This is a genomic window from Candidatus Thermoplasmatota archaeon (assembly GCA_029907305.1).
Taxonomy (GTDB): Archaea; Thermoplasmatota; E2; order DHVEG-1; family DHVEG-1; genus JARYMC01.
In genome coordinates this window covers 1-11,683 of the sequence record JARYMC010000046.1, presented here as the reverse complement: position 1 = coordinate 11,683, position 11,683 = coordinate 1, and the positions used below count along the sequence as shown (strand labels likewise).

The 11,683-nt window shown below is 36.1% G+C and carries 13 protein-coding genes and 1 tRNA gene; 2 read left to right on the top strand and 12 right to left on the bottom strand.

Annotated elements, in window-relative coordinates:
* Window positions 1-135: 135 nt before the first annotated feature.
* The 4 genes from QHH19_04605 to purE all read right to left on the bottom strand — a co-directional run bounded on the left by QHH19_04605 (window position 136) and on the right by purE (window position 2,443).
* Complete coding sequence (locus QHH19_04605; protein ID MDH7517605.1) at window positions 136-357, bottom strand: hypothetical protein; 222 nt, start codon at window positions 355-357, stop codon at window positions 136-138.
* 107 nt (window positions 358-464) lie between these two features.
* The gene (locus tag QHH19_04600; GenBank protein ID MDH7517604.1) at window positions 465-1,037 is read right to left on the bottom strand and encodes a GMP synthase subunit A; all 573 of its coding nucleotides are present in this window, start codon (window positions 1,035-1,037) and stop codon (window positions 465-467) included.
* 1 nt (window position 1,038) lies between these two features.
* Window positions 1,039-1,986 carry a glutamine-hydrolyzing GMP synthase gene (gene guaA / locus QHH19_04595; GenBank protein ID MDH7517603.1) on the bottom strand — a complete coding sequence of 316 codons (948 nt, stop codon included), beginning with the start codon at window positions 1,984-1,986 and terminating at the stop codon, window positions 1,039-1,041.
* Window positions 1,987-1,996: 10 nt separating this feature from the next.
* A complete protein-coding gene (gene purE, locus QHH19_04590; GenBank protein MDH7517602.1) occupies window positions 1,997-2,443 on the bottom strand; it encodes a 5-(carboxyamino)imidazole ribonucleotide mutase in 447 nt (148 codons plus the stop codon).
* A 264-nt stretch (window positions 2,444-2,707) separates the two neighbouring features.
* Between purE and QHH19_04585 the strand changes: the two genes are divergently transcribed.
* Complete coding sequence (locus QHH19_04585) at window positions 2,708-4,747, top strand: DNA topoisomerase I (protein ID MDH7517601.1); 2,040 nt, start codon at window positions 2,708-2,710, stop codon at window positions 4,745-4,747.
* Between the two features lie 5 nt (window positions 4,748-4,752).
* Here QHH19_04585 and mtnA read toward each other — a convergent pair whose 3' ends face one another.
* On the bottom strand, window positions 4,753-5,706 hold the full coding sequence (gene mtnA, locus QHH19_04580) for an S-methyl-5-thioribose-1-phosphate isomerase (GenBank protein MDH7517600.1): 954 nt from the start codon (window positions 5,704-5,706) through the stop codon (window positions 4,753-4,755).
* Entirely contained in the window at window positions 5,696-6,274 is a 579-nt protein-coding gene (locus QHH19_04575) for a class II aldolase/adducin family protein (GenBank protein MDH7517599.1), read from the bottom strand. The genes mtnA and QHH19_04575 overlap by 11 nt, the downstream gene beginning before the upstream one ends.
* An 81-nt stretch (window positions 6,275-6,355) precedes the next feature.
* On the opposite strand from QHH19_04575, the gene QHH19_04570 reads away from it, so the two are divergent.
* Window positions 6,356-6,751 (top strand): hypothetical protein, encoded by a 396-nt coding sequence (locus tag QHH19_04570; protein MDH7517598.1) that lies wholly within the window; start codon window positions 6,356-6,358, stop codon window positions 6,749-6,751.
* A 93-nt stretch (window positions 6,752-6,844) separates the two neighbouring features.
* On the opposite strand, the gene QHH19_04565 is transcribed toward QHH19_04570, so the two are convergent.
* The 6 genes from QHH19_04565 to QHH19_04540 all read right to left on the bottom strand — a co-directional run.
* Window positions 6,845-7,921: a DUF2330 domain-containing protein gene (locus QHH19_04565; GenBank protein ID MDH7517597.1), complete on the bottom strand. Its 1,077-nt coding sequence runs from the start codon at window positions 7,919-7,921 to the stop codon at window positions 6,845-6,847.
* An 89-nt stretch (window positions 7,922-8,010) separates the two neighbouring features.
* Window positions 8,011-8,096 (bottom strand) — tRNA-Ser (locus QHH19_04560).
* A gap of 35 nt (window positions 8,097-8,131) precedes the next feature.
* Window positions 8,132-8,947 carry an RNA-guided pseudouridylation complex pseudouridine synthase subunit Cbf5 gene (locus tag QHH19_04555; GenBank protein MDH7517596.1) on the bottom strand — a complete coding sequence of 272 codons (816 nt, stop codon included), beginning with the start codon at window positions 8,945-8,947 and terminating at the stop codon, window positions 8,132-8,134.
* 148 nt (window positions 8,948-9,095) lie between these two features.
* Window positions 9,096-9,695 (bottom strand): hypothetical protein, encoded by a 600-nt coding sequence (locus QHH19_04550; protein MDH7517595.1) that lies wholly within the window; start codon window positions 9,693-9,695, stop codon window positions 9,096-9,098.
* Between the two features lie 75 nt (window positions 9,696-9,770).
* A complete protein-coding gene (locus tag QHH19_04545) occupies window positions 9,771-10,607 on the bottom strand; it encodes a hypothetical protein (GenBank protein ID MDH7517594.1) in 837 nt (278 codons plus the stop codon).
* 11 nt (window positions 10,608-10,618) lie between these two features.
* A partial coding sequence (locus tag QHH19_04540) for a PKD domain-containing protein (protein MDH7517593.1) occupies window positions 10,619-11,683 on the bottom strand: 1,065 nt, incomplete at its 5' end.

The window sequence follows — 11,683 nt, the reverse complement described above, 5'->3', positions numbered from 1 at the left end:
CTGTATGTTCTATGATCTATTTCAAAGTAAAATATTGTTCAAGAGATGATTCTTCGACTCATTTCGGGATGTAGCCTTTAACCATTAAAATCGCATTAGTTTAAAACATGAACATTTGTATTTTGCTAAATTTTATTAGATTTTAAACCCACTCATATATTTTTTTCTTTTTTTTAGCTCATCATATGGTATTATTTCTTTAATTGAGTTAATGGAAATAGCAGATCTTGACAACTCAGTTTGAAAAGTTATGGTATCCTCGAATATCTCTGTTATTGTGCCATCCAAAATTTCCCCTGTGTCTTTAATGAGTTTTACATATTGGCTTTTGAATGATTCCACCAAATTTTTTTCCATACGTGCCCCCTCTAACTCATTTATTATTAGCAAAATAATTTATGTTTGTTATTTATTCTTTTCCCTAGATTTTGTATTAGTTTTCATCAGTAGAATCTCTCGAAGAACTATTCGCAGATTTTTACAAAATTCTTGAAAATTTGTTCACCGTACTCTGTATGTTCTACCTCTGGGTGGAACTGTAATCCGTAGAATGGTTTTTTCTTGTGTCTCATAGCCTGTATTTTACAGTTTTCACTCTCAGCTAGTAGCTCAAACATCTTTGGTAAAACAGTTACCTCATCATTGTGTGACTCCCATACTATTGATTTTTTAGGTACTTTTTCAAAAAGAGGCTCATTTTCTACCAGCAATGTGAGTCCTATTTTGCCGAACTCTGGTATCTTTGATGGTTTTGCGTCGCCGCCGAAGAATCTTGCCATGAATTGATGCCCCGCGCATATGCCAAGTATTGGGAATTCTGCTTTCTCTAAGTATTCTGCGCAGTTGCCTAGTTCACTGTTTAAACCTATTCTTGGTGCGCCACCAGATAGAACTAATCCATCTATATCTTCTGATATTAAGTCTTTTAGAGGCGTGGTGTTTGGTACTATTTTTGTATCAACACCTATGTCTCTGAGTGTACGCCACTCGCGGTGTGTCCACTGGCCACCGTTGTCAACAATGTAGATTTTTGTCATATTACTCCCATTCTACAGTACCTGGTGGTTTGTTTGTAACATCATATACAACGCGGTTGATTTTATCCTTCATAGTGTTTGTTATACGTGTAGAAATATTATCAATTACTTCATCTGGTATTTTACTAAAAGTACATGTCATTGCGTCTACGCTTTGTACTGCACGTACCGCTATAACATTCCCATATGCTCTTTTATCCCCGTGTACACCAACTGATTTAACTGGTAAGAGAACAGCGAAATACTGCCATGGTTTTTCCATAAGGCCTTTTTCAACCGCTGATTCTATCTCTTTTTCTACGATGTCACATGCTTCTCTAACGATTTCTGTGCGCTCAGGTGTCGCCTCACCGATTATCCTAATTGCTAGACCTGGCCCAGGGAATGGTTGTCTCTCTGAGACAGGCAAATTCAAAGCTTTTGCAACCTTGCGCACCTCGTCTTTGTAAAGATCCCTGAGTGGTTCAACGAGTTTAAGCTTCATTTTCTCTGGTAAACCACCAACGTTATGATGGGATTTTATTGTGTCACGTAAATCCCCACCTGATTCAATCCAATCTGGTGCTATAGTCCCCTGCACAAGGTATTTGATTTTTTCTTCTTCTGCGACTTTTTCAAAAACTCTTATGAATTTTTCCCCAATGATTTTACGTTTTTTCTCAGGATCTTCGACACCCTTTAGTGCACTGTAAAATTCTTTGCTCGCATCTATGAAACGAAAGTTCAATCCCAGTTGTTTCATCAGTTTTTTTACGTTCTCTGACTCATTTTTCCTCATATAACCAGTATCGACATGTACTGCGAATAGTTTCTCTCCGATTGCTTTGTTTACAAGAGTTGCACAAACAGTGCTGTCAACACCACCTGAGACGGCTATCAGTGTTTTTCCATCTATATCCTTTTTTAGTTGCGCAACAGTTTTTTCTATGAACTCATTCGCATCAAACATTCTTCAACCACTATTTACCTAATATCTCATCTCTCATCTTTTTTCTATATTCTTCTAATTTTTTTGACAAATTCTTATCATGTGTTGCTAGGATCTCTACAGCTAAAAGAGCTGCGTTGTCACCACGATCTAATCCTACGGCAGCAACTGGTATACCTGGTGGCATCTGGATAATTGATAATATTGCATCGAGGTTTACTTTACCACTGACCGGGACACCAATAACCGGTTTTGTTGTATGAGCAGCTATGCTACCAGGTAGAGCAGCGGAAAGACCTGCGATTCCAATGAAAACATCTGCATCGTTTTTTTCAACAATGTCTCTTAGAAAATCTGGTGTCCTATGTGCTGATGCAACTTTTATGTCGTAATCAACTCCGAACTCATCCAATATCTTCTGTGTTTTTTCAGCTATAGGCATATCGGATTTTGATCCAAGTATTATCTGAATCTTCATGCTTATCAAATCAGTGAAATATGATGTATTAATTAATGGTTTCGACCAAAAAAACTTTCTTTTTTTGGAGATGGTCTGGAAAGCGGAATCGGATGATGGGACAGACCCCCTTTATATTTTCTCCAGACCTCCCCATAATAGGTAACAATTATTTATTTATAAAACTCACTTTTTTAGCTATTTTTTTCTTGTGATGTGGTAGCGTAAACTAGTTATATGTGATTCTTATGTTGTCACAAAACTAAAAACCATGGGAAAAGAGTAATGAAGCTTGTTATTTGTGAGAAAAACATTGCAGCAAGAAGAATAGCTAGTATCCTCTCTCAGGGTAAAGCAAAGAGCACAAAGATTGGTGTTATACCTGTTTATGAGTTTGAAAAAGACAATGAGAAATGGGTTGTTATAGGTTTAAAGGGTCATATAATAAATGTTGATTACCCTGCTGGTTTTAACAGATGGACAAAGATTCCACCACATGAACTTATAGATGTAGAGCCTATTAAAAAGGTTAGTGAGAAAGGTATTGCTAATGCGTTGAAATCACTGGTTGATAAAAACCCTTTTGTCATTATTGCTACTGACTATGATCGTGAGGGTGAACTTATTGGTGTTGAGGCTGTAAATCTTCTTAGAGAGTACAACAAGAATATTACTCAGATTAAAAGAGCGAAGTTTAGTGCTATCACGCCTTATGAGATTAATAAGGCGTTTGATAATCTTACAGATGTTGACTATAATTTGTCTAATGCTGGTGAGGCTAGGCAGATTATTGATCTTGTTTGGGGTGCTGTTTTAACGCGTTTCATCTCACTTACTTCTAGGAGGCTTGGTAAGGATTTTCTTTCTATTGGTCGTGTTCAATCACCGACTCTTGCGCTTCTTGTTGACCGTGAGAAAGAGATTAAAAATTTTAAACCAAAGCCTTTCTGGCAGATTATCGCAAAACTTGAGAAAGGCAAGCAGTTTGATGCTGTGCATATAGAGGGTAATTTTTGGGATGAACAAAAGGCACAGGATGTTTATAATAAAATCAAGGGTGTTAAAAAAGCATTTGTCAAAAATGTAGATAAGAAGGTTGAGCATGAGATGCCACCATCGCCTTTTAACACAACCACTTTTTTGCAGGCTGCTTCTGGTATTGGTTTTTCTGCTGCTAAGGCTATGAGTGTAGCTGAAGAGCTTTACATGCTTGGTTTAATTTCTTATCCGAGGACTGATAACACTGTTTATCCTCCTTCTTTGAATATCAGAGCGATTTTAGAAAAACTAGCCTCTTCCTCTTTTTCTAAAGAAGCACAAGAAGTTATTATGAATGGTAGGGAGCATCCTACGCGTGGCAAAAAATATGCAACTGATCACCCACCTATTCATCCTGTTGGTGTGCCATCTGATGGTAAGTTACATTCTGAACAAAAAACTATATATGAGTTGATTTGTAGGCGGTTCCTTGCTACACTAGCAAAAGATGCGGTTTCTGAAACCACAGATGTTTCCCTGGATATATCTGGTGAGAATTTCAAGGCTAGTGGCTACAAGCTGATTGAGCCTAACTGGAAAAAAATCTATACTTATTTTAGAGAAAGGAAAAATGATTTACCTGATTTGTTTGAGGGGGAAACAATTGATGTGTTGAAGGTTCAGCTTAAGGAGGATTCAACCAAGCCACCGCAGAGATATACCCAGGGTTCTCTCATAGCAAAAATGGAGCAGCTTTTACTTGGTACAAAATCAACACGTCATGAAATAATCAGCAAACTCTATAGTAGAAAATATATCCTTGGTTCACAGCCTATACCAACATCGACAGCTATCGCGGTTGTTGAAGCACTGGGAGATTGTGATGTTGTTAAACCAAAGATGACCGCCCAGCTTGAAAAGGATATGAATGATATAGCTGAAGGCAAAAAAACACTTGAGGAGACTGTTAAGGAATCACGTGAGATGCTCACAAAGGTTATGAAAACCCTGGAATTAGATAAAGAAAAAATTAAAACAAACATAAAAAAAGCAATCAAAGAACAAAACAACATAGGTAAATGCCCGAAATGCGGGAAAAACCTTGTGGTAAGAGTCTCAAAAAAAGGTAAACGTTTTGTTGGGTGCACTGGTTACCCTGATTGTAACAACACCTATTCTCTGCCGCAAGAGGGCGGTGTTTTTAAGATAGATGCACCTTGCAGCAAATGTGGTTTTCCTGTTGTAAAGGTAAAAACCAAGGGCAACAGATACTGGAATATGTGTCTTAACCCTGTTTGTCCTGGTAAAAAACAAAACAAAAAACCAGCTGAGCCTGTTAAAACTTGAACTGGTTATTTTTTAATGATGCCCTTATCGGTTATATAGCCTGTAACAAATTTATGTGGTGTTACATCAAAAGCAGGGTTTCTAACTTCCACCCAATCAGGCATTATTTTTTTCCCGTTGATTTCTGTTAACTCAAACCTGTTACGTTCTTCTATAACTATTTCGCTACCATTTTTTATTTTTTTGTCAAACGTACTCATAGGCGCAGCAACATAAAAAGGTATATTGTTTTCTTTTGCAAGAACCGCTTTCTCGTATGTTCCTATTTTGTTTGCAAAATCGCCATTCTCCGCTATCCTATCTGCACCAACAATAACCATATCAATTTGTTTGTTTCTCATGAAAAAACCTGCTGCGTTATCAACAATTAACGAATGTTTTATCCCCTCTTGTTTAAGCTCCCAAGCAGTCAACAGCCCCTGTAAACGTGGTCTGGTTTCATCAGCATAAACAAAAAACTTTTTACCGTTTCTATGTGCTAGATGTAGGGGCGCAAGTGCTGTACCATAGTCAACTGTTGCCAGTGCACCAGCGTTACAATGCGTTAGAATACACATATTGTCTTTGATTAGTTTTTCTCCGTTTTCCCCGATTTTTCTACACTCTTCTACAATGTTTTCTGCGTAATTTCCTGCTGCTTCGAACTCATCAATCCCATTGTTTATTTTATCTATCATATAGTCTATTGCATAGAACAGGTCGTGTGCTGTTGGTCTCGTGGCTCTTAGTTTCTCCGCTGATTTTTTAATGTCTTTTTTTCCTAAAGCAATACCATATGCTGCTGCCACACCGATTGCTGGTGCTCCACGTACAACCATCTCTTTTATGGCAAAGACTATATCATCAACGGTTTTTGCAGTGAAAACCTCAAAAATGTATGGTAGTTTTCTCTGGTCTATGAGTTTAACAACTTTATCCTCAAGCCATAGTGACCTGTATTCTTTACCATTAATTTTCATGTTTATTTTCCTCAAATATTTTTATTATTGATTCCTCTATTTCTTTAAAACTGGCTCCAACAAAAAATATTGCTTTATTTTTGATTACGATGTTTTTGCCTTTCCTAAGGGTTTTTAAAACCTCTTTTGCTAACTCAAGAGTACCAGGTGGTTGTTCTTTTTCTGTGGTTGGTAGTTTTTTCTCAAATTTTTCTGCTAGTTTTTCATTGTTTAGCTGGACAATTGCATTTACATCGTTTCTTGCGCTGATAACAATCCAGTGAACAGGTGTTTCTATATTGGGTTCATTTTGACCTATCACTAGCAGGTTTTTTTTCGCAGGATCATAGTCAACAACCTCTAGTATGTCCTCTTTTTTTATGTTTCCTATGTCGAGGTTGTTACTATTTATTAAAACGCGTCTTCCATATCCTAGGCTGATGATTCCTTTTGTGTCTTTTAATAATCCTTTTTCTTTTAGGTTTTTACCAAGTTTTATCATTTCTGGAAGTATAGGACAGTTGCTTTGTTCTCTTGAAACAAAAAATGTTTGGAAACATGGAATCATTATATTTTTATCGTCCATCATTTCTCCCTAAATCGTGTTCTTTCTTTTATCCTTTTGTAGACACAGCAAACTTAAAAACACGTCTTATTTTACTGGCAGATTATGTTATTTGATTTATTTAGTTTACTCCGAGATCAAAGTTCACTTATTCTAACAGGTATAATTATTACTTTTGTATCAGGTTTTATTTACACAACAACTTCAACTGGTTTTAAGAGTGGAGGAAAATATCGTACTAAGCAAGGCGCTATATTTATTTATGTTTCTGCAACAATTTTTTTGGGTCTTATAACTCCGCTTATCAATGAACTTTCAAAAATAATTATTGATGTTTTTCCTGTTATTTCTATAATTGGTGCCATAATATTTGGTGCCAATTTCATCATTAATCAAAGTGTACCTACTTGGAGTCATACCTCACCTAAAACACTTCTTATTTATTTCTTTAGTATTTTTTTGATTTTATTTGGTTTTCTTTTGAATTCGTATCTTTTTTAGAAATATACTGAAGTCAAATAAATTTACGCCGAGGGAGAGATTTAGACGCAAATTTACCGGTAAAAATCAGCGGCTTCTCCAGTTGAAACCTCCTTAATTATTATTTTTTACAAAATATGAATCCCCAGTTAAATCTTTTGTGTTACCCTCGAAAGTAAGCATTGAAATTGTTTCATAATGAATATTATAGTCATCCATAAAAAATTGCGATATCCCGACTATATTGTTGTTTATTTTTTCGAAAGATAGATAGTTATTCTCATCAACTACAGTATAATTAGAGATAAAATATACATTAATTTTTGTATCACCTTCATTAATACTGGTCATTTTTAATGGATAAAATGGTTTTTCTGGTTGAAATTTAATTTTTAAGGGTGTTGCTATACCATCTTTGAGGTCGTTTTTTGCATCTTCTATTTCTTCTGCTGTTGTGTATTTGTTTGTTAGATTGATTTTATTTACAACGAAATAAAAATCTGGAGAATTGCAATAATCTTCAAGAGTTATATTGGCAGATGCTGGAACATAAAATTCGTTTTCATTAAGCCAGTCAATCATCTCTGAGGCATTTGTTGCTTTTAATACTGCAACATCGTAGATATCAACTTTTTTAATTTCTATAACCTCAACATTTTTATATTCCCCTCCACCCGCCATCAAACCACTATTATAGAACAGTATAAAGTTTAAAAATGATAAGACCAACAGAATTATTGAAAATACAACTAGAGCAGTCCTTAATTTTCTTTTAAAAACTGAAATAATTAAAAATAGAATTCCGCCAATTAAAAAAATTATTGTAAGAATTGAAAATATTATCATTTCAGAGAATGCTCCATAACTTTTATATTCATACGTTCCAAAACTTTCTGCAATCAGATTGAATACTTCTATATTGCCTTCAGATACTTCTGGTGTCGAATTGGAGGGAATAGGTATAATCCAAGCCATGTTAGAAAAACCATCTGAACTTATTTTAGTAGAAAGTATCATTGTTTCATTGCCCCCATCCCAAAAAATAGCAGCCTTTTGAGCCGGAAGTGTGATATACTCTTCATAATCTACAACATGTAACACACAACCATCCGCAGAGACATTTGGAATTGAAATTATTATAGTTAATAATACAGAAGTTAATGTAATCATTGATATGAGATTTATCTTCATTTTTATCTCATCCTCACAACAAAAGAAACGATTTATAGAACTTATATTTTTCTAAGTATTATTTTTATTAAACAAAATGAATAAATTTACGCCGAGGGGGAGATTTGAACTCCCGAGAGGAAAATCCTCACGAGCTCTCCAGGCTCGCGCCGTAGCCGGACTGAGCCACCTCGGCAAAGAAAACAAACCAAACGTAAACAAAGATGTTTATTAAGATTTTTTCCAGATGGATGGATAAGTTCCTTTATTCATTAAAACCCTTTCAGGACTAACACAAACCCCTGTGTCCTTCTGCATTATCTCCTCAGTTGACATAAGACAATTCATCAAAGCGACACCTTCTCCTTTCAATGTTAAAACAGCAACCAAATCCCCCTTCATAATATCAGAATCAACTTCAACCACACCTAGTACAGCAAGGCTAGCGCCATGACAAACCGCATCAACAGCAGAATCACGAATTACTATCTTAAGTATGTGATCCAATAAATGTTCCATTGGAAAAACCATAGAACGTATGCCCTCTTCATTTTGTTCTTCCTTCCAAAAAACAAAAGCATCTTTAATATCCTGCAAAAACACAGAATCCTTCTCCCACAAACCCCCGGCCCTAGTACGCCTCAACTCAGAAAGATGAGCACCACAACCAAGTTTCTTACCAATATCGACACAAAGAGTCCTAATATAAGTACCTGCTTCACAACCAACACGAAACAAAACATTCCTATCAGTTATCTCAATTACATCCAAGTAGTATATGTGCCGTTTTCTACGAACTCTTTTAACAGCAGAACGAACAGGTGGGACCTGAAACACCTCTCCAACAAAACCCTTGGCAACTTCCATAAACTTTTTTTTATCAACATTTTTATGCAACGTCATAATGCCAACGTACTCTTTACCTGATAAGAGAACAACCTGCAAAACACGAGTACCATCGCCTACACCAACAGGTAACACACCAATAGCATTCGGATCAAGGGTACCACCATGACCAACTCGTTCGACCTCAAGGATTTCTTTCACCAGAGGGGTGCGCAATTTAATCTGGGCAATATACCTTTTATATATGGAAAACTTTTGTATCACTAAAATTGGATACTAAAATCATTGTATTTGTTAAACCATGAGTTTTTATGCTACCACTGATTTAAGCATAATAGTAAATAAGTAATTATTGTTTCTTCTTTTTCTGTCTATAAAAATAAAATATTAAAACAAGTAATATAGCTAGGGCAACTGCGGTTACCGTATAATAGATGAGTTCTTCAGGGAACATGGATTCACTAGGCTCAGATGGCTGCTCCGGTGTATCAACATATACCCTAATGTTGTAGCCTTGTTTAAATGAAGAAGAGCTGTTCCCAGAGGCAGCGTTTATCTTCAAAGCAGCCCATATCTCCCAGTGTCTACCAAGGGTTTCGTTTTTAGTCTCATTATCAAGAGGAGCTAAATATATGTAAAAATAGGAGCTTGAGTTTGGAGGTATAATTTGTTCAGATGGTTCTATTGTTATCCATGATAGGTTGTCGATAAAGGTTTTATTAGGTCTCATCCATTCGATGATATCTGGATGCATCATCCATGCCTTAACCGATATGTTGTAGGGGAAATAGTTTTTAACAGTGATTTTTTTAGTCGTATTCCCCTCTATAAAACTATCAGTCATAGTTATAGATATCTCAGTTGGTGATACAACAACATTTGCTTTACAAGGAGGCATTAAGAATAATAAAACTAAAATTACACTGGCTATAGTTGCTATTTTTTTCATTTCCTTGTTTTTCTCCTCACCTTTTTTTACTAGATTTTTTTTATCTATTCTCCTCCGATCGTATAATTTTTATTGTTATGCTTTTATCGACCACAGAGTGATGTTGAAAGATAAACTACCCGATGGTTTATTTGAGTTAAACCAGGGCATTGAGAGGTTTAAACCAAATTGCTGCTGGTATGTATAGGGGAAATATTGGGAGTGGTATCCAAGGTTAGTGATGAAACTAGCGTTTGTGACACCTATTTTTGTCCAACTTCCTGAGCCGCTTTTTTGATATGCAACTGTGAACCCGTTTACACCAGTGGTGGTGTTGAGATACCAAGTTTTACCATCCCAAGTGATGTTTTCTCCATGTATTTTTATGCTTATATTCACGTTTCCTTCGTTTGTTAGGGTGAAATATGTGTTGCTAGTCGCGCTGGAGTTGTTATAGTTTATTGACCCAGCGTTCCAAGTACCTGGAGTAACATTGATTGATAGATTCTCTGGTTGAAGTCTTGTAGATCCTGTTAGGTTACACCATCGATGTGTAAAATTGGTATCTATATTTGTTGCGTTTTCGCCGACTTCACCATTGTAACTACAGTTGATTACAATCTGGTCGTTATCACTAGAGTTAAATCCTGAGTCTTTTCCTACATTTATTAAAAATGCGCCACCAGATAATGTGGTTGTTGTACCAGATGTACCCCTGTTTATATTGGTTACCGTAACAGTTACCCCAGAGGGTATATCTTGATTGGTTGAGTTGTCAATGTAACCATAGATGTAATATGGGCCGGGGAGATCTGCTTGAACAGATGGTACAAAGTATATGTTTGATGATAACGCAATTATTAGAATCCAAGCCATTATAATACTTAGATTCCTATAGAGGAATGTACTCTTTGATCGGGTTATCAATTTCATATATTTCATCCTCATGTAATAACTAATACGCGTTCTTGTGAATCTTTTGCAACTTTTATACATAAAATGCTGTAGGGTTGTATTGTAAACTGTGTATTGAAAACTGCTGGAAGCGAAGGGTTATATGTATTCCAGGAGCTAGTATCTGGGTCATATAGACTTATTGAGACATCATCTTTAGAAAAACCATATGTTTCAACGAAATCTTTGATAAGCATAGTTATATTGCTTGTCCATGCGAAGAAGTTGTACCCCATGTTGCCTTTTTTAGTTGCTGCCTCATAGGCGAAATCTATGGTTACAGACCTCATGCTTATATTTTGCTGTGATGTATCCACAGTAATTGTTTTCTCTGACCTGGTTTGGATTATTATAATATCCCACAGAGATATCTGGAAATCTAACTGATCTGATGCCCCTACTGTGTAGGTCAGCCATGCTCCCTCGGTTTTACTAAAGATACTGATGGATTCTCCATCGGTTAGCAAGATTTTTTTTGCGAGACTACTTGCGTTAATGGCTAACCCTCTCCATACTAGATAATTGATTCCTTTGTTTTTTTTGTTATATCTTAGTGTGATTTGCGTGGTTTTCTCCCATGTGATGTTCTGCGGCAAAGATGAAACGGTTAATATCTTTTGTTCTGTGTCTTCTGAGTTTTTGTTATCTGTAACTTTGAGTGTTACTGTGTATGCTCCTGGTTCTGTGTATATATGAGTAGGGTTTTGATCAGTAGAATTGGTACCATCACCAAAATCCCATGACCATTTGACAATGGCTCCATCATCTGTTGAGGTATCAGTAAAACTGATGACGTCATTAACCACTGGATTTGTAGGTGTATAAGTAAATGATGCAACAGGTTTCTGGTTATGATACGATGGTGAGCTGGTGATGTTTATAGAAAACGTTTCTGACCATGGCAAGCCTCGTTCAGCACCATATATGTCTTGTGCTTTTACTTTAACAGCATATGTCCCTGTTTGTTGCCATATGTGGGTAATATTACATGCTTCACCAGAATTATAAAAATCAGTCCATTCATCAACTATGTTGTCATCATCCCAATCCCAGCC